14 protein-coding genes are annotated in these 25766 nt (G+C 72.0%); 8 read left to right on the plus strand and 6 right to left on the minus strand.

Translation table 11 applies throughout. The features are described from left to right. Positions 1-657 precede the first annotated feature (657 nt). The 6 genes from KY572_RS07645 to KY572_RS07670 all read left to right on the plus strand — a co-directional run bounded on the left by KY572_RS07645 (position 658) and on the right by KY572_RS07670 (position 11351). Positions 658-1305, plus strand: a complete 648-nt coding sequence (locus KY572_RS07645) for an SDR family NAD(P)-dependent oxidoreductase (protein WP_317987825.1) — start codon at positions 658-660, stop codon at positions 1303-1305. Between the two features lie 64 nt (positions 1306-1369). Continuing rightward, positions 1370-1756 carry a hypothetical protein gene (locus KY572_RS07650; RefSeq protein ID WP_224241791.1) on the plus strand — a complete coding sequence of 129 codons (387 nt, stop codon included), beginning with the start codon at positions 1370-1372 and terminating at the stop codon, positions 1754-1756. 96 nt (positions 1757-1852) lie between these two features. Further along, positions 1853-3703, plus strand: coding sequence for a sigma 54-interacting transcriptional regulator (locus KY572_RS07655; RefSeq protein ID WP_224241793.1), 1851 nt, complete (start codon positions 1853-1855; stop codon positions 3701-3703). Then, positions 3700-7581 (plus strand): nSTAND1 domain-containing NTPase, encoded by a 3882-nt coding sequence (locus KY572_RS07660; protein WP_407659906.1) that lies wholly within the window; start codon positions 3700-3702, stop codon positions 7579-7581. The genes KY572_RS07655 and KY572_RS07660 overlap by 4 nt, the downstream gene beginning before the upstream one ends. Positions 7582-7788: 207 nt before the next feature. Continuing rightward, on the plus strand, positions 7789-9240 hold the full coding sequence (locus tag KY572_RS07665) for an ADYC domain-containing protein (protein WP_224241795.1): 1452 nt from the start codon (positions 7789-7791) through the stop codon (positions 9238-9240). A 173-nt stretch (positions 9241-9413) separates the two neighbouring features. After that, positions 9414-11351, plus strand: coding sequence for a hypothetical protein (locus KY572_RS07670; RefSeq protein ID WP_224241797.1), 1938 nt, complete (start codon positions 9414-9416; stop codon positions 11349-11351). A 44-nt stretch (positions 11352-11395) separates the two neighbouring features. Here KY572_RS07670 and KY572_RS07675 read toward each other — a convergent pair whose 3' ends face one another. Further along, positions 11396-12694, minus strand: coding sequence for a hypothetical protein (locus tag KY572_RS07675; RefSeq protein ID WP_224241799.1), 1299 nt, complete (start codon positions 12692-12694; stop codon positions 11396-11398). A 261-nt stretch (positions 12695-12955) separates the two neighbouring features. On the opposite strand from KY572_RS07675, the gene agmC reads away from it, so the two are divergent. Next, positions 12956-14959 carry an adventurous gliding motility protein AgmC gene (agmC, locus tag KY572_RS07680; RefSeq protein WP_224241800.1) on the plus strand — a complete coding sequence of 668 codons (2004 nt, stop codon included), beginning with the start codon at positions 12956-12958 and terminating at the stop codon, positions 14957-14959. A gap of 104 nt (positions 14960-15063) precedes the next feature. On the opposite strand, the gene KY572_RS07685 is transcribed toward agmC, so the two are convergent. From KY572_RS07685 to galU, 4 genes are all read right to left on the minus strand, one after another. Continuing rightward, a complete protein-coding gene (locus KY572_RS07685; RefSeq protein ID WP_224241803.1) occupies positions 15064-17556 on the minus strand; it encodes an HD domain-containing protein in 2493 nt (830 codons plus the stop codon). A 40-nt stretch (positions 17557-17596) separates the two neighbouring features. Beyond that, positions 17597-18319, minus strand: coding sequence for a lysozyme (locus KY572_RS07690; RefSeq protein WP_224241805.1), 723 nt, complete (start codon positions 18317-18319; stop codon positions 17597-17599). Between the two features lie 205 nt (positions 18320-18524). Continuing rightward, positions 18525-19283: a hypothetical protein gene (locus tag KY572_RS07695; protein WP_224241807.1), complete on the minus strand. Its 759-nt coding sequence runs from the start codon at positions 19281-19283 to the stop codon at positions 18525-18527. Beyond that, positions 19280-20182, minus strand: coding sequence for a UTP--glucose-1-phosphate uridylyltransferase GalU (galU, locus tag KY572_RS07700; protein WP_224241810.1), 903 nt, complete (start codon positions 20180-20182; stop codon positions 19280-19282). The genes KY572_RS07695 and galU overlap by 4 nt, the downstream gene beginning before the upstream one ends. A 60-nt stretch (positions 20183-20242) precedes the next feature. Between galU and KY572_RS07705 the strand changes: the two genes are divergently transcribed. Further along, the gene (locus tag KY572_RS07705; protein ID WP_224241811.1) at positions 20243-21091 is read left to right on the plus strand and encodes a PorV/PorQ family protein; all 849 of its coding nucleotides are present in this window, start codon (positions 20243-20245) and stop codon (positions 21089-21091) included. Between the two features lie 10 nt (positions 21092-21101). Here KY572_RS07705 and KY572_RS07710 read toward each other — a convergent pair whose 3' ends face one another. Further along, entirely contained in the window at positions 21102-25757 is a 4656-nt protein-coding gene (locus tag KY572_RS07710) for a hypothetical protein (RefSeq protein ID WP_407659907.1), read from the minus strand. Positions 25758-25766: the final 9 nt, after the last annotated feature.

Genomic DNA, 25766 nt, shown 5'->3' on the forward strand with positions numbered 1-25766 from the left:
TCTCCAGCTACCACTTCTACACCTCGTTGGGGCTGGACAGGGACCAGGTCGACGGCCCTCTCGTGCGGTACACGTATCTACGTGTGCGGTGGCCCGGAGATGGCTCGTTCCTGCTGGGCGGAAGTTCTGTCGTCCAGCCGCCGTCGAACCGCCCGGTGGAACCGTTCGATCTGGGGGGCACATTCTTCCAGCCGCCCCGGAGACCCACGCCTCGCTCAGCCTGGAACCACTGGGGCTTTTGGTGGATCGACGAACCGAGGAACGAGGATGGCGCCGGCAATGGCTGGACCTTCTGGGTGGGCATCCCCAGTTGGATCGCTCCTCTCATGATGGGAATTGGCGCCACTCTCCTCCTCCGAAAGTCCCCTCGCTGAAACAGGCAGAGGGTCCGAGGCCACCCCCGCAGCCGGTGCGCCCTCCTGTCGGGCGCCCTCTGGCCGAACTGGTCTGCTTGTCATACCAGTTCGGTACCGGTTCGCGCACAGGGTGCCTCCCTTGCGGGGCAGTTGCCTTGGCACAGGAGCCTCTCTCAGGAGCGCAAGAACTTCTTCGGACCTACCGAGATTGGGAGAGCGGGACGCCGGGGCGGGCGGACCCGTTAGCGACGGGGGGACCCGCCCCGCAGCGAGGGACCCGCGACCTGTGGCCCCCTGATCCGTGGCCACCTCGATTCAGCACTTCACGCTCGCCCGGCTGCCCACCAGCACGACGGACGACGTGCCGTCCCGCAGCCGTGGCCAGGGCCAGGGACCGTCCGAAGTCGGCGTTGGAGGAGACTTCGCGCGCGAGACGAAGCTGGAGGACGAGTTCAACCTCATCAACCTCAACGTCACCTCCTCGGTCCACCTGGCCAAGCGCGTGGCTCGCGACATGGTCAAGCGCGGCAGCGGCCGGATCCTCTTCACCTCATCGATCGCGGCCGTCCTCCCCGCGCCGTTCGAGGCCGTCTACGGCGCGTCGAAGGCCTTCCTGCTGTCCTTCTCGGAAGCGCTCCGCAACGAGCTCGCCGACGCCGGCATCACCGTCACCGCGCTCATGCCCGGCCCCACCGAGACCAACTTCTTCCACCGCGCGGGCATGGACGACACCAAGGTGGGCCAGGACAAGAAGGACGACCCGGCCGAGGTGGCGCGCGAGGGCTTCGAGGCGCTCATGGCCGGCAAGGACAAGGTCGTCGCCGGCTCCATCAAGAACAAGCTGATGACCGCCGCCTCCAAGTTCACCTCCGATGAGGCGAGGGCCGCGATGCAGCGGCGCATGAGCGAGCCCGGCTCCGGCAAGGATCCGGAGCCCGAGCACAAGTAGCCACGCGCCCGTTCGCCTCTCACGAGCTGCTCCCGCGTCTACCGGGCGGGAGCGGCTCCGTGCCATGCTCCCACGCATGGGATTCCTGAAAGGATGGGGGCGGAATACACCCTACGGCGAGGAGCTGGCCAACCGCGTCGCGGACTTCGTCAGCAGGAACTACTGCATCGCCTACAGCCATCGGGATTACTGCGGAACGGGGTTCTTCTACCTCAACGGCCGCTTCGTCTACGACCACGTCACGGACGGCCGAGGAGACTTCGAGGGGATGAGCAAGCTGGAAGATGCGATCGCCCTCTTTCCGGATCGGGCCTCCTTCGTCGCGTGGCTCGCCCAGCAGAGCGATGAGTCCCTCTCCGGAAAGGAGAAGGGCGACCCCTGGTACACCGACAACCAGCGCATCACCCGGGCACGCCTGGAGCAGGTGCTCGCAACGAAGCGCGGTGGATAGTTACAGAGCGGGCAGACCCAAAAACATACGCTGCTGAAGGGGGTGGGTGCGCGTTGCCCCGCCCGCACGGGCGTGACATCGTTGGCGCCACTCGCGATGCCCTCCGCCCCGCCTCCCAGCGCCCGTGCCACGAGGCCTCTCGCCGCTGATCCTTCTCCCCAGGAAGGCGAGCGCGCATACCTGCTCGTCCTCGAAGGAGAGTCCTCGTTCCGCTTCCCCCTGCCCTCCTCCGGCATGGTGCTCATCGGCCGCGACGCCGAGGCCGACCTGAGCCTGCGGGACGACAGCGTCTCCCGGCGCCACGCCCGCCTCGTCCTCAAGGGCGGGGAGGTGCGCATCACCGACCTCGACAGCCAGAACGGCACGCTCGTCAACGGCCGGCGCGTCGAGGGCGCCCACCCCCTGGTCTCCGGGGACGTGGTGAAGCTGGGCGCCGTGGTCGCCGTGCTCCGCGCCGGCACCCGCCCCGCCTCCACCCGCCGCACCCTGGAGCCGGAGCTGCTGCTGGAGCGCCTGCGCGACGAGGTGGAGCGCTCGCTGCGCTACAACCGGCCGCTCGCGGTGCTCGCCCTGGTGCTCCCCGAGTCCGGCGCCCACCGCGAAGCCGTGGAGAAGGCCTGCGCCACCGAGCTCGGCGGCGCCGAGGCCGCCGGGTGGATGGATGACGCGCACCTGCTGGTCGTCCTGCCCGAGGTGTCCGGCGAGCCCGGCGAGGAGAACCTCGGTGAGCAGGTGGAGGCGCTCGCCATGGCCTGCCCCGGCGCCCGGCTGGGCTACGCCATGTGCCCGACCGATGGCTGCGACGCCGACACGCTCGTGGCCGCGGCCCGCGCCGCCGCCGATGACGCCACCCCGGGCCTGCTGCGCGCCGCCGCCGACAGCGCCTCCCGCCTGACGCTCGCCGAGCGCTCCATCCTCGTGGCCGACCCGGCCATGGTGCAGATCTACGCGCTCATCCGCCGGCTGGCGGCCAGCGATCTGCCCGTCCTCATCCACGGTGAGACGGGCGTAGGCAAGGAGAACGCCGCCTTCGCCGTGCACCACTGGTCGCGCCGCTCGGCCGGGCCCTTCGTCACGCTCAACTGCGCCGCCATCCCCGAGGGCCTCGTGGAGAGCGAGCTGTTCGGCCACGAGAAGGGCTCCTTCACCGGCGCCGCCGCCGCCAAGACGGGCATCCTCGAGAGCGCTCACGGCGGCACCGTCTTCCTCGATGAGGTGGGCGAGCTGCCCCTGCCCATCCAGGCCAAGCTGCTGCGCGTGCTGGAGACCAAGCGGATCACCCGCGTGGGCGACGTGCGCGAGCGCGCCATCGACATCCGCATCGTCGCCGCCACCCACCGCGACCTCGAGGCCGAGTCCCAGGCGGGCCGCTTCCGGCAGGACCTCTACTTCCGCCTCGGCGCCGCCACCGTGGTGCTGCCGCCCCTGCGCGAGCGTCCCCGCGAGGTGTCCCTCCTGGCGCGCGCCTTCCTCGCCCAGGCCTGCCAGGCGCTCGGCCGGCGCGAGCTCGTCATCGCCGCCGACACGCTGCGAGTGCTGTCCCGCTACCGCTGGCCCGGCAACGTGCGCGAGCTGCGCAACCTCATGGAGTACGCCGCCGCCGCCGTGGCCGGGGACGTGCTCGAGCCACACCACCTGCCTCCCCGCGTGACGGGTGCCCCCGCTCCGGCCTCCGCCGCCGAGCCCGAGGCCTCCCGCGCCGACGCCTCGCCCAACGCTCCGGCCGCAGGAGGCGCGACGACGCCCGCCCGGGGCTCGCCCCGCAAGCCGCTCTCCGAGGAGATTCGCGAGCTGGAGCGCCGGCGCATGGAAGAGGCGCTCCAGGAGGCCGATGGCGTGCAGGCCCGCGCCGCGGCGCTCATCGGCATGCCCATCCGCACGTTCAGCTTCAAGATGAAGCAGCTCGGGCTGTCGGCGAAGGGGGCCCGGGGGAACTCGGGCTCATGATGGAACGCGGCGGGGCTCCTCCACGCGAGTTCGAGGAGTACCGGCTGCTCCAGCCACTCGGGCGCGGCACCATGGGACAGGTGTACCTGGCCCACGACACGCTGCTGGACCGGCTGGTCGCGGTGAAGTTCGTCGTCACCTCCGGCGAGGCCCCGCTGGATGAGAGCACCCGGGCGCGCTTCTTCCAGGAGGCTCGCGCCATCGCCCGGCTCCAGCACCCCAACGTGGTGGCCATCCATCGCGTGGGCGAGGTGCGCCGCCAGCCCTATCTCGTCTCCGAGTTCATCCGCGGCTCGTCGCTGGACACGCTGGCCTCTCCCCTCGAGGGCCAGCGCGTCCTCCAGATCGGCATCGGCCTGGCTCGCGGGCTGGCCGCCGCCCATCGCTGTGGCGTCCTCCACCGCGACATCAAGCCCGCCAACGCCGTGCTCTCCGAGGATGGAGAGGTGAAGCTGCTCGACTTCGGGCTCGCGGAGCTGCTGGAGCGCAACGCCACCGAGGGGCTGGCTTCCCGCTACACCCCCGTCCGTGGCTCGCGCGTCCTCACGACGACCGTGAAGGAGACTCGCCCGGTCGCCGAGGCCCGGGAGACACGGCCGGTGAGCGCCACGCCCGCCGGAGCGCCGCGCGAGACACGCCCCCTCGCCGACCCTCGCAACGCGGGCAGCGATGGGGAGCCGGCACGCAACACCCCGCTCGAGGACGCGGGCGCCGCGGGCACTCCGCTCTACCTGGCTCCAGAGCTGTGGCGCGGTGAGCCCGCGAGCCGGGCCAGCGACATCTATGCGCTCGGGGTGCTCCTCTACGAGCTGGCCACCGGACACGCGCCCTACGAGGACGTCCCGCTCGAGGAGCTCGCCCGCGTGGTGCAGGAGCGTCGCCCCCGCCCCCTCGCCGAGCTCGCCCCGAGCCTGCCTCCCGGGCTCGCCACCGTGGTGGACCGCTGTCTCGCCGAGGAGCCTGCTCAGCGCTTCCAGTCCGGCGATGCGCTGCGAGAGGCCCTCGAGGCGCTCGTCGCGACCACTCGCGCCGGAGCCCTGCCCTCCGGCAACCCCTACCGCGGGCTGCGCTCCTTCGATGCCGACCACCGCCGCGTCTTCTTCGGCCGCGAGGCCGAGCAGCGCGAGCTGCTCGACCGGCTGCGCGCCGATCCCTTCGTCCTGGTGGCGGGAGACTCGGGCGTGGGCAAGTCCTCGCTGTGCCGCGCCGCCGTGCTCCCCACCGTGGCCGAGAGCGGGCTCGATTCCGGTGACGCCCCGTGGAAGGTGGCCAGCCTCACGCCCGGCCTGCACCCGCTGGAGGCGCTCGCCGAGGCGCTCGCGCCCATCCTGGGCCAGCCCGCCGAGGCCTTGCTGGAGCTGACACGCCCCGGCGCGGAGTCCGGGGCACTCGCGCGGCTGCTGCGCCAGCGCCCCACCGAGGCCCCTCGCATCCTGCTCTTCGTGGATCAGATGGAGGAGCTCGTCACCTTCTCTCCGCCCACGGAGGCGGCCCGGCTCGCCGAGGAGCTGGTCTTCATCGTCCGCCGGGCTCCGCGCACCCGCGTGCTGGCCACCGCGCGCAGCGACTGCCTCACCCGCCTCATGGCGCTGCCCGGCCTGGGCGACGAGCTGCCGCGTGCCCTGCACCTGCTGCGCGCCCTCTCCGCCCGAGGGCTGCGCGAGGCAATCGTCGCCCCCGCCCAGGCGCTCGGCGTGCGCTTCGAGTCCGAGGCCATGGTGGACTCGCTGGTGGCCGCCGCGGCCCGTGCGGATGGCGGACTGCCGCTGCTCCAGTTCACCCTGGCCGAGCTGTGGGACGCGCGGGACAAGGAGCGCCACCTCATCCCCGCCGCCGCGCTGGAGGCCATGGGCGGGCTTGCGGGCGCGCTGGCCCGGCACGCGGACGCGGTGGTGGCCCGGCTGCGGCCGGAGCAGCGCCCCCGGGCTCGAGAGCTGCTGCTGAAGCTCGTCACGCCCGAGGGGACACGCGCACGGCGCACCGCGTCCGAGCTGCTGTCGGGCCGGGACGACGCCACGGGGCGCGCGGTGCTGGAGGGGCTGGTGCATGGGCGGCTGCTGCTGGCCGGAGAGTCGGAGGGCGGAGAGGGCAGCTACGAGCTGGCCCACGAGAGCCTCCTCACGGGCTGGGACACGCTGCGCGGCTGGCTGGGGCACGACGAGCAGCGCCGCGCGGCCACCCACCGGCTGGAGCGCGCCGCCGCCGAGTGGGAGCGGCTGAACCGCCCCGCGGAGCTGCTCTACCGGGAGAAGCGGCTGGCCGAGGTCGCCACGGTGGGCGTGGAGCCGCCGGGCCCTCGCGAGGCCGCGTTCCTCGCCCGCTCCCGAAGCGCCGCTCGCCGTCGGCGGCTGAGGCGCTGGGCCCTGGCCGTGGCGGTACCCGTGGGCGTGCTGGCCGGCGTCGGCGGGGTGCGGCTGCAGGCGCGCGCGCAGCTGGAGTCCGTCATCGCGGCGCGGCTCTCCAACGTGCGCGCGCAGTGGACCAAGGCCCAGCGCCACGCGGAGAAGGCCGAGCAGCTTCGGCGGGAGGCCTTCCACCTCTTCGACACACCGGGCCGGAGCGAGGAGGCGGAGGACATATGGGCCCCCGCCAGGGAGGAGAGCCAGGCAGCGGACTCCGGCTACGCGCAAGCCACCCACGCGCTGGAGGCGGTGTGGGCCCTGGGGCCAAGCCACGAGGAGGTGCGCTCCCTGCTGGCGGATCTGCTCGCCGAGCGCATCGTCCTGGCCGAGCGCGAGTTCCGCCGCGAGCAGCGCCAGGACCTGATGTCGCGCCTGGCGGCCCATGACGCCTCGGGCGAGCGGCGACGGCGGCTGGACGCTCCGGCGCGGCTCTCGGTGAAGGCCGAGCCTCCAGGGGCGCGAGTGCTGCTGATGGCTGCCAAGGAGGGCGAGGCGGAGCGGACGCTGGGCGTGACACCGCTGGGCGAGGTGGAGCTGCCCGCCGGCTCGCACCTGCTCCGACTGGAGGCTCCTGACAGGGCCCCGGTGCGCGTGTCCCTGCTGCTGCGCCCAGGAACGCAGGAGGAGGTGTCGCTGGAGCTGCCCCGCCAGCAGTCCGTGCCCGAGGGCTTCGTCTATGTGCCGCCGGGCCGCTTCCTCCAGGGCAGCGATGACGAGAGACTGCGGGCCGATTACTTCAACACGGTGCCGCTGCACGAGGTGACGACGGGCGACTTCCTCATCGCCCGCCACGAGGTGACGTTCGCGGACTGGATCACCTTTCTCGAGGCGCTCCCCCCGGCCGAGCGAGCCCGCCGCCTGCCGGGCTCCCAGGAAGAGCGCGGAGACGTGATGCTGGAGCAGCGCAAAGGCCGCTGGCGCCTCACGCTGCGCCCCGTCTACTTCGCCTACACCGCGTGGGAGGGAGAGCCCATCCGCTACGAACAGCGCGACCGCCGGGCGGAGCAGGACTGGCGCCGCTTCCCGGTGACCGGCATCTCCTTCGAGGACGCCCAGGCCTATGCCACCTGGCTGGACACCACGGGCCGCGTCCCCGGCGCGCGCCTGTGCACGGATAGAGAGTGGGAGCGGGCCGCTCGCGGAGCGGACGGGCGACTGTTCCCCTCCGGCGACGAGCTCGGGCCAGACGACGCCAACATCGACGTGACGTACGGCAGGCAGGACCTGGCCTTCGGCCCGGACGAGGTGGGCAGCCATCCCCGCTCGCGCAGCCCGTTCGGCTTGGATGACATGGCCGGCAACGTGTGGGAGTGGACGCGCTCGGACGAGACGCTGGAGCAGCCCTTCATCCGAGGCGGGAGCTGGTTCCAGCTCAAGCTGGGCAGCCAGAGCGTCAACCGCGAGCCCATGGAGCCCAAGAAGCGCTACCCGCTCATCGGCCTGCGCCTGTGTGCCACCCCGGGTGCCAGAAGGTAGCTGGCACATGTGCCAGGAGCCGCTGGCACGTGCCACGCCCGCTGGCAAAAGCCGCTGCTCCGGCAGAACCTGCCGGCAAAGATTGCCAGAGCAGCCCGTCCAGAGGCACGAACGCACCTGAATTCCTCGTTTTAAGTAGACTTCCGGAGTCTTCAGGCATTGGCATGGTGGATGCTTTGGGAAACCCGCATGAACGAGGGTCCTGCCATGAAACTCCAGCGCCTGTTGCTCAGCTCCTTCTGCTGTGTAGCCATCCTGGCCGCCTGCGGCGGTCCTATCGAGCCCGGGGAAGAGGAGGTCCCCTCCCTGCGGACCTCTGAAGCGGCGGAGATGGCGGAGCAGGATCCGGGCTGGCCCACCCAGGGCACCCAGCTCCACGCCTCGAGCCTGACGAGCGCGTCCTTCCTCGAGGCCACGCTCAACGGGGTCCCCATCGAGAACCTGCACCTGGAGCAGGGCGAGCTCGTCGGCTCGCAGCCCTACACGCTCTCACGGACCACGCCCAGCATGCTGCCGTGCACGGCCGTCGCCTCGGGGCTCGCGCGCTCCTGCGGCTTCACCGCCATGGGCATCGGCACCTGCACGCCGGGCGAACCCGTGACCCTGGGCGGTGGCGCCTGCGGCCTGGGCTCGTGCACGGGAGATCCGGTGGTGCGCGTCTGCGCTGGCACCGCCACCTGCGAGCACACCAGCCCCTCGCGCCTGGTCTCGGGCGATGACGCCTGCATCAACTCGTGCCCGAGCGTTCAGTTCACCTGCCCCACCAGCGGCGTCTACAACGTGATGGCGGGGCCCTACCAGACGGGCACCAGCTGGAGCATGACCCTGGTGCCGGACACCGGCGCGCTGCCCGGCAAGCGCGTGCTGCGCGGCACCGCCCTACAGGGCGCGCTCCTCAAGGCGCAGGTGAATGGCGAGGCCACCGCGGTGCGCATCGAGGCCGTGGTCAACGCCGCGCAGGTGCCGGTCCCAGGCCTCAAGAGCTGGGACGCGACGGGCGAGACCTTCCTCTACCACCTGAAGACGATGACTTTTGGAGGCGCCGCCGCCGTGGACGTGTGCCAGCCCGGGGCTGGTGCGTCCAATACGACCGGGCATCTGGCCGTGCCGATCAGCGGCGTCTTCGACACCACGTACGGCAGGCGCAGCGACGAGGACCCGAGCCGCTTCACCTTCGGCTGCGACTCCGGCGTCATCGCCAAGTGCTACCGCTGGGGGTACAAGCCGTGGCTGGAGGGGCAGGACTCGCAGACGTCGATGAAGGACATGCATGAGGCCTGCACGCGCATGGCCCGGGCCGACTACTGCGGCAACGGCACCTCCTTCACCCTGGACGGCACCCCCATCCATCCGTGGGACGACCTGGACACCGCCATCCGTCCCCTTCCCGAGAACGCGAGCACTCCGCTCTTCGAGGCGGGCTGGTCCCCTCACGGCGCGGTCTGCCTGAGCAAGACGCGCTGGGAGCACCTCAAGCCCATGCCGGCCGGCTGTCCCCTGGTGTCGCCCACCGTGGGCGTGCCGTGCCCGCCGGGCCAGCGCACGGACACCACGGGCCAGCTGTGCGCCACCGTGTGCAACACCCCCGAGGAGGCCAAGGCGTACAACCACAACCTGCGCCTCTTCAACGAGTCCCAGTACAACGTCATCGATGAGTAGTTGGCGGTCCTGGTGCGGCACGGGCTCCTGGCTCCGTGCCCACCCTGTCCCGGAGGCGTGACGTCCGTCACGCCCCACCCCTCCCGCCGCGAGCCGCGGCACTTCCCTGATCACCCCTGAGCTGTCCCGAGAGGCCTGAGCGAGCGATCGCCCAGGGCCGTGGAGAACCTGTCATGCCCGCGAAGAACCCGATGAAGCCCTGGCTGCTGATGGGCTGTGTCCTGATGACCGGCTGTCTCGACGAGGTGCAGCTCGACGATTCCTCGCTGAGGGCCGCGGACGAGCAGCTCGTCGCAGTGCTCCAGCTGGCCACGAACGCCAACCTCCAGCTGCGCTGGACCAGCGACGGCCGGGCCGCCGCGGTCTTCCACCGAGACCGCTCGCCGCTGTTCGTGTTCGAGAACGATGATCCGCGAGGCCGGCTGATCAGCTGGGCGCGCTCCAACGCCCGGCTGCTCGGCTTCACGCCGCCGGACGGGAGCACTGGCGACACGCTGTTCAGCGAGCTGGAGTTCCAGCGGCGCATCGAGGCCATCGCCCCGGTGGCTCCGAGCCCGGGCCTGGTGGTCCACCGCTACGCGCAGCGCTACCGGGGCTACCGCGTGCTCGGCCCCGACGAGAGCGTGGCGGTCAGCAGCGACGGCTCCGGCGGGGTGCTCTCCATCGTCGGCACGTTCGTCGACAACCGCCGGGAGCTGGCCGGCCTGCGCAACCCCATCTCCCGCGAGGTCGCCGAGCGGACGGTGCTCGCCAGCGTGGGAGGCGACAGCGTGCTCGAGAAGCTCGAGCTGGTCGCCGTGCCCGAGCGAGGGACGATGGCCTGGGCCGCGGAGCTGAGCGGCTCCACCGGAGCGCTCCTGGTGCTGCTGGCGGCCGACACGGGCGCGCTGATCGAGCGCCGCGAGCTGGCCGCCGAGAGCGCCTTCGACCACGTGCCGGTGGCCCAGGTGCGAGGCACCGCGATGACCGACGATCCGATGACGACGGCGGAGGCGATCTACCCGTGGCTGCCCGGCTCGACCTGGACTGGCAGCTACAACCCGCTCACGGGCTGGAAGCTGCGCCTGGGGGATGACCGAGCGCTGGTCTACGATCTCCATCAGGAGAACAACCTGCTGCCCACCGTCCACCTGGCCAACCAGTTCCTGCCGGGGACCCAGGTGCCGGGCTCGTTCTTCACGGCCACGGCGGCGTCCGATGTCTTCCAGTTCAATACGCAGAACATGTACCAGAAGGCCCGGACGGCGCTGATGCACCTGGATGCCCTGCACCAGCCCTTCGGCTGGGACCACGCGCCGACGTCGCCCTTCGGCCTGTTCACGCCAGGGCCGCTCAACCTGGTGACCAACATCGACACGAGCCCCGAGGCCGGCGAGCTCGACATGTGCGACGGGGCGCTGGGCAGGTTCCAGCAGTGCCAGGTCCAGGGGGCCGCCATCCAGCCCGCCCATCCGGGAGTGACGACCTCCTGCATCTATGCCTGCGTGAGCCGCTCCGGCGTGCTCTTCCACGAGCTGGGGCACTACGTCGACCAGCATGCGACCCACGGGGTGATGGGCTCCTCGGTGCTGTCGGGCAAGTGCATGCCGGACACGACCGACGAGGCCATCCCGCTGCGGGAGACGCTGAGCGACGTGACGGCGCTCTACCTGGGGCGCAAGCTGTACACGGACCTGCCCTACGACTTCTCCACCACGAGCACCTCGTGCACCTTCGCGAGCCTCGGCCAGGGGAGCTCGCGGGTGCACGATCCGGGCTGCATCACCTCCGACGCGCAGATCGGCCAGTTCGACAACGATCGGCCGAGCACCAATCCCAACGGCGCCTGCGGCACCTCGGCGGGCTACAGGATGACGTCGGTCAACCAGGCGGTGTGGTCGTGGCTCAACGGGCGCCTCTGCTCCACCCAGGCGCCCTACGGCTGCACGCCGTTCCGCAGGAACCCGGACGACTTCATGAGCGGGATGATCTACGCCATGGGCCAGTCGAACGCGCAGAGCTACCAGACGTTCTTCGAGAACATCGAGACGTATATCTGGGTCCAGCGCGGCAGCGCGGCGGCGAACGTGTTCCACTCCATCATGGCGTCCCACGGCATCGTCGATCCGTAAGGAGGGCGGCGTAACCCCCGAGGCGCCGCCCCGCCGAGCGCCGCTCAGTCCGCCCCGGTGAGCTGACCATCGGGGCGGACGAGCGGCGGCGGCGCGACCCACAGCGCCGTGGGGTTCTCGTAGCCGACCTCGAAGGACTGGAGGATGGGCGGCCAGCGGTCCGAGAACAGCGCCCAGTTGTACTCGGTGGCCTTGGAGGTGAGGAGCTTTCCGTCCCGGTCGCGCTGGTCGCACGCGTAGTCGGTGAACTTCCACGCCACGGGGCCCATCTCCAGGCAGATGAGCGGAGTCAAGGCGCGCATCAGCTCGGAGCGAGGCACCTCGTCCGGGCGGGGCGTGGTCGGCGTGAAGGCGGGCTGCACCGCGGTGAACTGCTCCTGGTAGGCCAGGAAGTTGTTGGCGATGCCGATGAGCGCGTCTCGCACCCCGGCGCTGGGAGTCTGCCGGGCCTGCTCGAAGAGCGCGAAGGCCACGACGACCAGGCTCTCGGTGGACACGCTGGGCAGCAGGCGCGAGAACTCCGACGGGCGCGGCACGTCGTGGGCGTGCTGCAGCGCGAAGGCATAGGCGAGCTGGGCCTGATCGGGGCGGGAGCCGGGGCGGGAGAACTCCGCCAGCACGCGCGCGGCGGGGGCGGGGCCGACGGACTGCCTCCAGGAGAGGTACAGCTCTCCCGAGCCGCCGATGTCCGTGAAGATGGCGACGTTGCCGTGGTTGAGGCAGCGCTCCAGGGTGACGATGACGGCCTCGGCCTTGGCGAGCGGATCCCTGCCTGGCGCCTCGATGTAGAGCTTGGCGAAGCGCTGCGCGGTGGTCCAGAGGGTGCGCGGATCGCTCAGGGCCTCGAGGTTGAGCGCGCCCTGCATGGAGGCGAACGCGGCGGCCACGTCACGAGGCAGGCCGTACCAGGTCATCGCCTGCGAGAGGGCCTCGAGGGCGAGCCGCCGCGGCCCCCGGAGCCCGACGCGGTCCAGCGCCTGGGGGATGGAGGAGGAGGGCTCGCCCTGAGCGGCGTCGATGATGCGGTGGGCGACGGCCGCGCCGAGGATGCCCTTGCCGGCCTCCTGCGAGGCATGAGGGGCGAAGCCGAACCAGTTGGGCATGATGCGGCTGACGCCCCCCGGGCGGAAGGCCGGGTCGATGATCGCCTGCATGGCGTGGGCGAGGCGCAGGTAGCCCTGGGTGATGAGCCGGTTCTGCTCCAGGGGCGAGGCGTTGGGAGGCAGCGACGAGAAGAGCCCGGGCACCGCCGCGCGCAGCGTGTTGGACTCGGAGCTGGCGGCCTGCATCGCGCTGCCGGAGGTGGACTGCGGGGATGGGCTGGACAGTCGGCGGGGATCCACGCGGGCGCGCTCCTGAAGGGATCGGCGGGATGCCGTGCGCCCATTCTACAACGGGGCTCCGCGGGCTCCCTCCGGGTGGGGGAGCGAGAAGACCGATGGTGAACGGGCGGGATGCCAGATGTCGGCTCGCCGTCTCTCGGCTTGGGTGCACGGGGCTCCTGAGCGAGCCCGTCATGGGCTGTGTTGGGCTTCCCGTGTATGGGGCGGAGAGGACCTGCTCCCTCCTCGACCCATGCCGACCGGCTGGGGCAGCATGTCCGCATGCGGATTGTCCCCCTCCTGCTCGGACTGCTCCTGTCCGGGAGCGCCCTCGCCGAGCCGGACACCTTCTGGCTTGGCTCCGGGCGCAGCGGCTCCTTGCTCGTCAACACGCCCAACACGCTCGTCAACCACTACGCGCGGCTCACCGCCAGCGCGGCGGCCGGGACGCGGGAGCTGACGGTCTCCCCCTCCACCGACTTCGTCGCCGGAGAGCTGGTGCTGCTGCATCAGTCCACCGGCCTCACCCCCGCGCCTCCCTCGGGAGCCCAGGGACGGCTCAACCTCGAGACCTCCACCGTGGGCCAGTTCGAGTACGCACGCGTGGAGGCCGTCTCTCCCGGAGCGCTGCGACTGACCGCTCCGCTCATCAACAGCTACCCGCCAGGTGTGACGCAGGTGGTGAGCGTGCCCGAGTACACCGATGTCCAGGTACTCACCGGCGCCTCGCTGCAAGCACTCCCCTGGAATGGCAGCACGGGTGGCATCCTCGCCATGCTGGTCTCCGGCACCCTGAGCAATGACGGCCTCATCTCCGCGGACAGCGTGGGCTTTCGCGGCGGCCCCTACATCAACCAGGCCAACCTCAACGACTGCCCTCCTGACCCGGACCTCTCCCTGCCCCAGGGTGGCAGCATCAAGGGAGAAGGGCTGGTGCCCGAGCGCTTCGGCACGGCCTCCGGGCGGGGCAACCTGACCCTCGGTGGCGGCGGTGGCAGCTGTCACAATTCCGGAGGCGGGGGCGGAGGCCATGCAGGCCTCGGAGGCAGGGGTGCTTTCTCGGTCGACCCTGCTCAGAACGTGGGAGGCCTGGGCGGAGCGGCGGTGGACTACCTCCCCCACGAGCGTCTCCTGTTCGGAGGAGGGGGCGGCGCGGGCCACGGCAACAACGACCGCGGGACCAGCGGCGGTACGGGTGGAGGGCTGATCCTCATCCGGGCCGGCGCGGTGACGGGGACCGGACGCTTCAGCGCCAGGGGCATGGCCGTACCTCCGACGACTGGAACCGGAGATGACGGGGCAGGCGGGGGCGGCGCGGGCGGGGCCATCTCCCTGCGTGCCTTGGGAGAAGTGACGTGCGGCGGCGCGGAAGCCTCCGGCGGCTCGGGCGGAAACACCATCCATCCCACCATCGCCGTCGGTCCCGGCGGAGGGGGTAGCGGGGGCGTCATCTTCCTGCAGGGCGCATCCCTCGCCTGCCCCACGGTGGTGCTCGCCGGCGCACCCGGGCGCTCGCTGGCCACGGGCACCAGCCGCGGAGCAGGCCCGATCAGCCTCGATGGCGGCACCTCCTATGGCTCCGCGCAGCCCCTCTCCGCGCCCTTGCGGATGCCAGCCACGCCCACGCTGACGCAGCCGGCGGATGGGGCCCCCCTGGTGGAACAGCGCACCCGGCTCGAGGGCGTGGCCGAGCCCGATGTCCGAGTCCATCTCTACCTGGATGGCCAGCCCTACGCGGAGTTGGTGCCCGATGGCTCCAGCGGAACGTTCGCCTACACGCCCCCCTCCGACCTCCCGCTGGGCGCTCGCGAGCTGAGCGTCTCCGCCGAGTTCCTGGGCCTCCGCAGCCCGCTCTCCCCACCGAGCCGCTTCGAGGTCGTGATGCGGCCCGTCCTCGTGCTGCCCGCGGAGGATGCGCGGGTGGACCCCACGCCGCTGCTCGCGGGCACGAGCCTGAGCGGCGCCACCGTCAGCCTCGAGATAGACGATGTCGAGGTGGCCCGTCTGCCCTTGGATGCCGAGAGGCGCTTCCTCTACACGCTCCCGGCCACGCAGGCGCTCGCCCCCGGCAGACACAGCGCCACCGTCCGCTTCTGGGATGCCGCGGGCAACCCGGGCCTCGCCTCTCCTCCCACGAGCTTCGAGGTGCTATCGCCCTCGGAGCTCGATGTCGGCTGCGGGTGCGGAGCCTCTCCCGGCACGGGGCTGGGAGCCATGGCGGTACTGCTCGGCCTGTGGGTCCTGCGTCGGCGCCACGGCCCGCCCTTCCCTCGTCGGCGCCAGTAGGCCCGAGTCGGCGAACCGGTACCGAACTGGTATGACAAGCAGACCAGTTCGGACAGAGTGCGCCCGACAGGGCCGCCCGGACGCGGGGGGCCTGGGCGCTCACCTCAGTGGATGCGCAGCATCGACGGGCGCTGGAAGACCCACGTCCTGCGCTTGCGCCCGTCCGTCGGTGTCCACTCCTTCTCGGAGACCTGGACGCTCGCCATCACCTCGTGGACCGTCACGCCCCACGCCCGGGCGATGTACACCCCCAGCAGCGCGGGCAGGTGCACCAGCAGCCGGCCCGCCGCCGTGTGCCCCGCCTCGTGGCAGGGGATGACGAGCAGGTCCGGGAACTTGCGCACCGGGCGCTCCGAGCCGTCCACCAGCGTCACCTCGTCCCGCTCGCCGACGAACTCCTGGAGCATGGCCAGCGTGAGCGGCGTGCCGGCGCGGTACCCGATGGGCAGCCCTCCCGGCTCGCCTCCGCACGAGAGCACCGCCAGGCCGATGTCCAGCCGCTTGTGCAGCTCGTAGCCCTCGAAGTTGAGCTGGTAGCGCTCCCACAGCCGGGCCTGCTCCGTGGCCCACCGGGCGATGTCCTCGCGCACCGCCAGCGGCTCCGCGTCATCGCGCGTGGCCACGTCCGTGGAGCCCAGCAGCGCCCCGGTGAACTCGCGCGAGTAGCGCGCTCGCAGCCCGCCCGCGGTGATGACCGACAGGCCCGCCCACCGCTGCATCGCGCCCGAGGCGATGCAGATGCGCCCGATGCACTGCCCGCTCGCATCCAGCACCGGCCGCACCATGGGCGCCAGGAACTCCATCAGCGCCGTGTTCACCCCGCGCGCCGTGTTGCCGATGCGCCGCAGCAGCTTCGTCGCGTCCAGCGTCTTCCAGTCGTTGGCCTCGATGACCGTCACCGGCTGCCCGGGGCGCTCCTCCAGCTTCAGCGTCACGTCCAGCGTGGGGGCGATGCGCCCCAGCAGCTCGGAGAACGAGATGCGCTCCTCCGACTCGGACCAGTGGTCCCACTGATCGCTGCGGTCCAGGAGCATCTGCTCCCAGTCGCGCTCGCGCGACAGCCACACGCGCACCCGGGTGCCGCCCTCGGGGAGCAGCTCCTCTGGATCCGCCGGCCGCAGGATGGGGTGCGCGCCCAGCCCGTTGTCGAACTCCAGGACGTGCGTCTCCTCCTGCTGGAAGGGCCGCGACACCACCCGCAGCCGCTCGCCCCACATGAAGACGGAGAAGAAGCCGATGCCGAACCGCCCCGCCGGCGCGAACCCGCTGGAGGCCAGCCCCGGGTAGTCCCGCCGCATGTCCTCCGTCGTCCAGTAGCTCGTCCCGAAGTCCAGCAGGTGCCGCGTCATCACCCGGTCCGTCATCCCCAGGCCCGTGTCCGCCACCTCCAGCCAGCGGCCGTTGGTGTCCCGGCCCATCCTCACCGTGATGGAGCCCCAGTCGTCCTTCAGCCCCGCCAGCGCCCGCCGCGCCCGCACCGCATCCGCCGCGTTCTGGATGAGCTCGCGCAGCGGAACCGAAGGGTCCTTGCGGTAGAGCTGCGCCCCGCCGATCTGCGCGATGAGGCTGGGCACCTCGGAGACGTGCACGCGCGCGTCCACCGGCGTCCACCCCTGCGTCCTCACGTGGTTGGCCAGCCGCCCCGCATCCTCCGCGTCCACCACGCCGCGAGCCAGGAAGCGCGGCCGGCCGCTCGCCGACAGCAGCACGTCCACGTCGTGCAGATCCCGGTCGATCTTCCGCAGCGCCTCGAAGCACGCCCAGAACATCTCCGCCTCGCCCCGCGCGAAGGGCTCTCCGGCGGTATAGAGGAGGCGGTCATGCACCAGCGTGGGCCGGCTGAGCTTGCGGCGGCGCTCCTCGACGAGCACCGTGTCCGCGGCCCGCAGCGCGGCGGCCACCTTCAGCGCATCCACCGTCCAGTCCGGAGGCAGGGGCTGGGGCGCCTCGAGCCTGCGCGCCGCGAACGCCCGGCTCACCTCCGCCACATCCCAGCCGTGGCTGTATGCCAGCTCCCCGAGGATCTCCCCGAACTGCCCCTGGAGCGCCGCATCGTCGACGAGCCGCAGCTCCTCTCCGCCCGGGCCCTTGTAGGGCGCCAGCGCCAGCTTGCGCGCGTGCTTCACGGCGAGCACCTGGAGCGCCTCCTCCGTGGCCATCCGCACGTACTCCGGCGTGGGGCGCGCCATCTCCACCGGCGTGGGCGAGCGCTCCGTCTCCCGGCGGATGCACGTGGCCAGCGCCTCCTTCCACTCCTGCCTGGTGTGCAGCTCCGCCTCGCCGCCCGGCAGGCCCGCCAGCCCGTGGCCCAGATCGTAGAGGATCAACGCGCCGCCCAGCACGAAGGCCTCGGCGGCATTGAGCGGGTACTCGGGCCCGAGGATGAGATCGACCCGCTCCCAGAGCGCGCCAAAGCGGCTGCCGCCCTGCGGCTTCAGCGTGGGGTAGGCCGCCCGGAGCTGCTCGGCGATCTGCTGGGCGTGCCGCCAGGAGCACCGCAGCTGCTCGCGCAGGTGGGCCCGCGCCGCCTGGGCCGCGTCCCCCGCCCGATCCCCCAGTGTCCGCTTCCAGAGTTCCGTTCGCTCGTAATCGAACATGGGCCCCAGGATACGGGCCCGCAGCCACCGGGGGCTACTTTCAAGCCCGCCCTGTCAGCCGGGACGAAGCAGGAGCCCGGGGAAACCGGAAGGTGCCGCGAGCAGGGCGCGCCTCCACGGCCTCCACGGGGCTCCCCGGGCCCGCGAAGTGCGCGGCCAGCGCCTGGGCCCGCGCCCAGACGTCGTTGGAGTAGTCCTCGCCCGTGGTGCCGCGATCCATGTCCTTGATCGTCCGCACGTTGGAGACGCCCGAGTCGTACGCCACCAGCGCGCCCCGGAGCTGCTGCTCCGCCGGCCACCCCGGGTGCCGGGCCCTCACCACCTGGAGCAGCTGCCCGAGGACCTGCGCCGCCTGGTCGATGTGCTCGGCGCTGTAGGCGCCGCCACGGGGGCGGTGATAGCGGGAGTCGAGCTGCATCAGCCCGAAGCACTCCCCTCCCCCGCCCAGCCCGTTGCCGTCCAGCTGCGCGCCCGCGCGAGACTCGCGGCTGGCGATGGCGGCCAGCAGCGCCGGCGGCAGCCCATGCTTCAGCGCGGCGGCCTCGAAGGCGGACTGGTGCTGGAGCAGCCGGGGCAGGTCCGTCCGCGCCAGCTTGTGCGAGGCGCAGATGCCGGCGCACAGCCCGTCCTGGCGCGCGGTGGCCACCGAGGCCCCCGTGGGCAGGAACTTCCAGAGGAGCGCGTTCGCGTCCGAAGCCGTGGCGGCGGCCTCCCTCAGCCGGGACTCGCGGGTGTCGCTCGTGCGTGCCGTACGGTTCTGCATGGTGTGGTCCCTGGAAGCGCCCGTTACCGTCCGGCCAGAGGGGGGAGCTCTGCCTGCAATTGTCCAGGAGGCCGCAAAAAAGTTTCTGCGCACTGCGTCAAGAAGGGGGGAAGCCGCCTGTTTCCGCTGCCCTACCACGCCCGGGCCGCCGCGCCAGACCGAGGCCCGCGCGGCGATTAGCGGGGGTTTTGGACGGCATTTCTCCTCAAGGGGTGAAGAGCTTGTCGGCCAGGGCGGCGCGCGTGTCGGACTTGATGGCGGTGAAGCGCAGGGTGCGCTGGCCATCGCGCCACACCTCGATGCCGCGAGGCATCCACTCCCCGGTGGCCGGCGAGGTGTAGTCGATGAAGCGCACGTCCCACGCCGGGCCGGTCTTCTCCTTCCAGCGCACGCGCGCCGGGCGGAAGGCGTCCTTGTAGATCCAGAACTGGGGCTTGCTCTCGTCGGGCTCGCCGAGCACGTAGGCCACCTCGCCCCCGAAGCGCGCCAGCGAGGTGGTGCGCGTGGCGATGCCCAGGCTCTGCAGGTGCTGCTCCACGGCATCCCGCGTGTCCAGGTCGTGGTCCGAGGAGGCGCGCACCGCGAGGATGGGGCACAGCTGGCTGATGGCCGCGGACAGCACGGCCAGCTCGGTGCCCTCCACGCGCCGGCGCGCGCCGGCCTGCACCACCGCCACCTTGTTGCCGTCGGGCACGGACACCTCGAAGCGGCAGCGGCCCGGCGCCTTCAGGAGGATGGAGCCGTCGGCGACCAGCTCGGAGCGGTCCGTGGGCAGGTTCAGCGCCGCGGCGGCCTCCTTCACCGCGGGCCCCGAGAAGACGAACGAGCCGTCCACCCGCGCCGAGGACGGGTAGGTCTGATCCTGCCCACCCACCATGCGCCGCAGGATGGAGCCCCCAGGCAGCACATACGCTCCCGCGCCCAGCGCGGTGAGCACTCCCACCAGAACGACGAGTCGCTTCACGGCTTCTCCGCCTTGACGATCTCGCCCAGCCACTCGAGCAGCGGCCCGCGCAGCTCCGGCCGCTTCAGGGCATAGGCGATGTTGGCCTTGAGGTAGCCCACCTTGTCACCCGCGTCGTAGCGCAGGCCCTTGAAGCGGTAGCCCAGCAGCCCCTGCTGCTTCTGCAGCGTGGCCAGGCCGTCGGTGAGCTGGATCTCCCCGCCCACGCCCGGCGGCTGGTTCTCCAGGATGCCGAAGATGTCCGGCGGCAGCACGTAGCGGCCGATGACGGCCAGGTTGGACGGCGCGGTGCCGCGCTTGGGCTTCTCGACGATGCGGTCGATCTGGATGACGCCGTCGGCGATCTCCTTGCCGGCGGCGATGCCGTACAGGTGCGTCTCGCTGTCGGGCACCTCCATCAGCGCCACCACGCCCTGCTTGTACTGGTGGAACACGCGGGCCAGCTGCCGGATGCCCGGATCCTCGGAGTCGATCATGTCGTCTCCGAGCATGACGCCGAACGGCTCGTTGCCCACCAGGCCCCGGGCGCACAGCACGGCGTGGCCGAGCCCCAGCGGCTCCTTCTGCCGCACGCTGAGCACGGTCACCATGTCCGAGATGGCACGCAGCTTGCGGAACTCCTCCTCCTTGCCGCGGGCCTTGAGCGTGGCCTCCAGCTCCACGGCGAGATCGAAGTGGTCGATCATGGACTCCTTGCCGCGACCACTGATGAGGATGACGTCGGTGATGCCCGCGGAGACGGCCTCCTGGACGATGTACTGAAGCGTCGGCGTGTCGACGATGGGCAGCATCTCCTTGGGGATGGCCTTGGTCGCAGGGAGGAAGCGCGTGCCCAACCCCGCGGCGGGAATCACGCACTTGCGCAGCAGGGGCTCTGTCTTGGGTGTAGGAGCGGACATAGGGGTGCCCAATCTAGTGATGGCCCCCCGAGGCATCAAGGCGGATAGGATGCGCCCCCCATGCCTCACCGATTGATGCTCCTGCTGGCGCTGTGTCTGTCCACCACCGTCCACGCCCAGGCCGAAGTGGAGGACCTCAGAGACGTGATGAGCGCGCGCGCCTATGCCATGGGCGGAGCCTACCGGGCGCTCGGCATGGGCACGGAGGCCGTGCTGGGAAACCCCGCCGCCATCGCCATGTGGCAGATGTACCGCATCGAGATGCACGGCGCCTGGGACACCCACAACAAGGACGCCTTCGGCGGGGTGGCCCTCATGGACGCCAAGACGAGCCAGCTGGCCGCCGGGCTGGACTACCACATCCTCAGCCTGCGCAACGGCGAGGGCCGGGCCACGGCCCACTACAGCACGCTGGCCTTCGCCCTGCCCATCACCCCCGGCGTCATGGTGGGCACCTCGGTGCACTACCTGCGGATGAGCAGCCCCCGGCAGGCCAACTCCACCACCGTGTCCGCCGGCCTGCTGCTGCGCCTGTCCGACGGCATCAGCGCGGGCTTCTCCGCCCACAACCTCATCGACACGCAGAACGAGGAGCTGGGGCGCTACTACTCGGCCCACCTGGGCTTCATGACGGGGCTGCTCACCCTGGCCGGGGACGTACGCGCCGACTTCGAGTCACGCGAGGAGCGGATCTTCACCTACAGCGTCGGCGGCGAGTACATCCTCGGCCAGACGCTCCCCTTCCGCGTGGGGTACACCTATGACGGGTTCCAGAAGGCCTCGCAGCTGGGCGTGGGCCTGGGCTTCCTGACGGGCGAGGGCGGCGGCATCGACATCGGCTACCGGCACGACCTGGGCGGGGAGAAGGGCCGGCTGGTGGCCCTCACCATCAAGCTGCAGGTGGGCTGAGCGGCCCGCCTCAGGACGCGATGCGAAGCTGGAAGTAGCGCTCGGAGGCGGCGAAGCGCACCAGCTCCACCACCTCGCGCTCCAGGGCGCGCTTCATCTTCAGCGCCGCGAGCGCCGGCCCCACCGCGCCGCAGGCGATGAGCCCCGCGCGGTTGGAGGAGTCTCGCGCCGCGTCCGCCATGGCGGACACGTCGAACTCCCGCGTCGCGGGGCCGAAGAGCGCCGCGGCCCGCTCGAGCTGGCGGGTGGACAGCGTCTCTCGCACCACGCGGGCCTCGAGGCTGTGGGACTGCCCGTCCTTGAGCACCGTGGAGAGCAGCGCCAGGCCGCGCAGGACCTGGTCCTTCTTGAGGCTGCGCAGGGCGAGCAGGTCCGGCTCCAGGCAGATGAGCGCGCGGCCGGCGTAGAAGCGCAGCTCCGCGGCCGGCAGCACCTGGCGCACCGCCTGCCTGCCCACCAGCAGCCGCGGGGTGCTCGAGAAGACGAGCGAGAAGGGCGGGCCGTTGTCCTCGGAGAGCACCACCTCCGGCGGCTCGATGCCGAGCAGGCGCTGCGTCGTCTCGAGCGCCTCCTTGGCCACGGGCGCTCCGGGCCCGAGGCTCGAGCGCACCGGTTCGTTGGTGCCGGCGGCCCGGCCATGCACGGGGAAGAGCCGGCAGAGCGCCACCCCCACGCACGTGAGCAGCTCTCCCGCCGGAGAGCGGAGGATCGGGTGGCGCAGCCCCGAGCGATCGTCCAGGGAGAGCGGGCGGCGCGGAGGACGGATGTGGGTGCCCTCGCGCCCCTCGAGCGCGTCGGCGATCTCCCGCATCAGCACGGCGCGCTCGGCGTCCCCGCGGCCCTCGAAGTAGTCCGCGATCTGGAGGTAGAGCTCGGCGTCGAGCGGGTACTCGCGCACCTTCTTGAACACGGCGGGCTCGGCCGTGGGCCGCTCGGGCGGCGGGGCCTGCGGGGACTTGGGCGCGGGCGCTCCACGCGCGCGAGCCACCCGGCGCACGGGCTCCATCCTTCCGGGAGGCGCCTCCCAGGAGATGAACGACGTGTTCTGGACGGGGCCCGCGCTGTAGGCGGGGGCCTCATCGGTCTCCCGGGGCGAGACCTTGGAGAAGGCGGACTCCGGTGGCTCCTGACGCTTGGGCGAGCGCGGGCCTTGCGAGGCGCTCGGCTCCTGCGAGGAGGCCCCCACCGCGGGGCGGTTCCCGGTGCCCTTCGGCGTCGGCACGCTCCAGGCCGCTGGGGCCTGGGCCTGAGGCGGTGACTTCATCGCGCCCCGTCGCCCCGGAGCGGTGTCCTCGGAGGGGGGCTTGGAGCGTGCGGGCGGCGGCTCCGGCTCGGGAGGAGGCGGTGGTGGCGGCACGGCCTCCTGCGGGAGGGCGGGGCGCAGCTTCCGCATCCGCGCGGTGGGCTTCTCCGTGCTGACCTTCGGCGCGGGCGCCTTCTCCGGGGCGGCCTTCTCCAGCGCGGCCTTCGCCTCGGCGGGCGGCGGGGGCGGAGTCGCGGCGCTGCCCGGTGCGGGCTTGGAGTCCTTGGCGTCCTTGAGAGGACTGACGAGCTGCGCGGGGCGCTTCATCGACCAGGCCGACAGGAACGGACTGGTGTGGTCCGCCTCGTCCTCCTGCTCGTCCCCGAGGAGCGCGTCCAGCTCGCGGGAGGCGCTCAGCGCCGCGATGTCGACCTTCTTGCTCGTCCTCTTCTTGGGAGCGGCGGCGGGCGGTGGAGCCTTCTCGGACGGAGCGGCCGGCTGGGGGACCGTGACGGGCTCCGTCTTGAGCTCGGAGCCGGGCACCGACCCGGGAGGCACGAACCCCTCTGGCGCCTCGGTCGCCGTCGTCTCCTCGTCGGAGAAGGGCATCTTGTCGCCGGGGAACGTGACCGCGGAGAACTCGATGGTCGGCCGGGCGTGATCGGGGATGCTGGAAGCTGTCGCCCCTTCGTGGATGTCCGTCTTGGGCTCGTCTCCGATGGGGGGATGAGCCTGGCCCGAGGGGGTCAGCTCCAGGTTCCCAGGCGCCGGGATGAGGATCTGCGGCCGTGCGCCGGTGCCCTCGCGGCGAGGCGGAGGAGGAGGACTGCGCGGCGGCTCCGGAATCGGGGGCACGCTCTTGTCCTCGAGGGAGCGCCGCAGGTTGTCCGCGCGCCGGGAATACATCTCCGCGCGGGCCGAGTCCTTGAGCACGTTGTGGCAGAAGCTGGCCAGCCGCTGCCAGGTGCGCAGGCGCTCCGCCTCGTCCTCCATGGCGGAGGCGGCATTGTCCAGCGCCCAGGCCGCCTCGCCGATCTGTCCATGCTCGGTGAGGCGGTCGGCCAGCAGCAGCCAGGCGTCCTTGTGGCCGGGCTCGAAGCGCACGGCCTGCCGCAGCTCGGTGAGCGCGCCCTCCGCGTCCCCGGCGTCCTCGAGGGTGGCCACCAGCTCCATGCGGGCCAGCCGCGCCGAGGGGCCTCGGGGCTCGCGGGAGATCTGCTCGCGCAGGAGCTGGCTGAGCGCGCCGCGATCCTTCAGCTGCCGCGCCAGCTCCAGGAGCCGCTCGCGCGCGTGGGCCTCAGTGGGCTCCTCGGCGAGCACCTCCGCCCAGGCCCACTGCGCCAGCTTCGGCTCCTTCAGCGAGTCGTCGGCCACGGTGGCGAGCACCCGCAGCGCCTCGAGCCGATCCGGAGAGCGGCGAGGAGCGGCGGCGAGCGCGGCCCGCAGGCGGTTGGCCATGATGGTCCGCTCGGGGCCCGGCACGCAGCGAGCCAGGCCCGCGAGCACCAGGAGCATGCCGGGCGTGAGCGCCTCGGCCGTCTCGAAGTCGGCCTTGGCCTGGGTCTGCTCACCCGCCTCGAGCGCGCGCTCGGCGCGGGTGAGGTAGGCGGCGGCCCGGGCCTTGGGCGTGCGAGCGGTCTGCACCGCCTCGTCGAGGGCCCGGCGCACCAGGGTGGGATCTCCGCGCTGAGACAGGAGCCGTACCTGCTCCTTCAGGGCATCGCGATCGCCCGTGAGGGTGACGATCTCCCGGTAGATGCGCGCGGCGCCCGAGGGATCGCTCAGCTCGTCCTCCATCAGCTCCGCGAGCCGGGTGAGCGCCTCGGCGCGCAGCAGCGGCTCCTTCGCGCGATCAGCGCGGGACAGATAGAGCTGCGCCAGCTCGCGCCAGGACTTGCGGGCGATGAGCTGCGCCTCCAGGCGCTGCTCGGCCAGGGGATCCTCTTCTTCCTCCTCCCCTACCTCCTCTTCCTCGTCGACTGGGGGAGGCGGAGGCTCCTCGGACGCGGCCTCCTGCTCGGGGGGCTCCTCTGCTTCGGCCTGGGCGACAGGCGGCGCGGAGTGAGGGGCCTCCTCCTCGGGAAGCTCGAGCAGCTCGGTGAGCGGCGAGCCGTCACCCGCCCTCAGCTCATCGCCGCCCTTCTCTCCGTCCTCGGGAGCTGCAAGGGCCTCTCCGTCGTCGTCTTCTCGCGAGGGCTGCTGGGAGCTCTCGAGCGGCAGGGAGACCGCAGGCATCATGAGCTCGGTGGGACGCCCGGCGGCCCGGTCAGACTCGAGGCTGCGCGCGGCAGCAGGGGCCTCCGCCGGAGGGGCCGCGGGCGGGGGACTGGCTGGAGCCGAGACCTGGGGCGACGGAGCCGAGGCTCCAACCGGCTCCGGAGCGGGCGGAGGCGCGGCCGGAGCCGGAGCGGGCAGAGGCACGTTGACCCCAGGCTCCGAGACGCCGCTCAGGTTCTGCTCGGAGGATGCGGCAGCGAGCATGGCCTTGAGCAGGGGCAAGGACATCTCGACCGTCGCGGTGTTCCTGGGCGCTGGGATGTCGGCCGGAGCCTCCTGCGAGGAGGTGGCCTCGGAGGAAGTCGGGTCGATCCGCGGGGGGATGAGCTTCAGCTCCTCCAGCACCTGTCGCGCCTGGGCATCCCGGCCCAGCCGGGCCGCCGCGCTCATGCACACCGACGCCGCCGCGGTCAGCACCGCCTCGGATGCGCCCGACGCGTGGAGCACCCGGAGCCCATCCAGCCGCACGGTGAAGGCGCCCACGGCGTCCTCCATCTGCTCCAGGTAGTTGGCGGCCTGGCCGTAGCTCTCCGCCGCGCGCGCCAGGTTGCGCAGCTGCTCGGCCTGGATGCGAGCGCGCCAGCTCGCGGCCCGGGCGGCGCGGTAGTACTCCCCGCGATGGAAGGCCTCCTGCGCCTCGCGCTCCAGGGAGGCCACCAGCGCCTCCCACCGTCCGGTGCGCTCCAGCAGCGCCTGAAGCACCCGGCGAGAGGCATGATCATCGGGCACGGCGGCGAGCAGCGCCTCGAGGACCTCGATGGCCCGGGACAGCTGATCCACCTTGCGCAGCACCCGCGCGAGCTGCCGGCGCACGTCGCGGCGCGCCAGGCCCTCCACCTTGTCGACGGCGGAGGACAGCAGCGTGATGGCGGCGGCCTCGGTGCCGGCCCGGAGCGACACGGTGACGAGCGCCGAGGCGAGCCGCCGCGTCATGGGCAGGGAGCGGGTGGCGCGCACCAGCTCGCCGAAGGCCTTGGGGGCCTGGCGCTCGCTCAACAGACGGAAGGCCACCTGGAGGTGCTGCTCCACCCGGCTCTGCACCCGGCTGGCATCCGCTGGAGACAGGCCCTCCACGGCGAGCGTCTCCTGGCGGGCACCGGGCTCCCCGGTCTCGGTCTCGCTCTTGCCGTTTCTCACGCCACCCATCGCTGGGGC

This window comes from Hyalangium gracile (genome assembly GCF_020103725.1).
Lineage (GTDB): Bacteria > Myxococcota > Myxococcia > Myxococcales > Myxococcaceae > Hyalangium > Hyalangium gracile.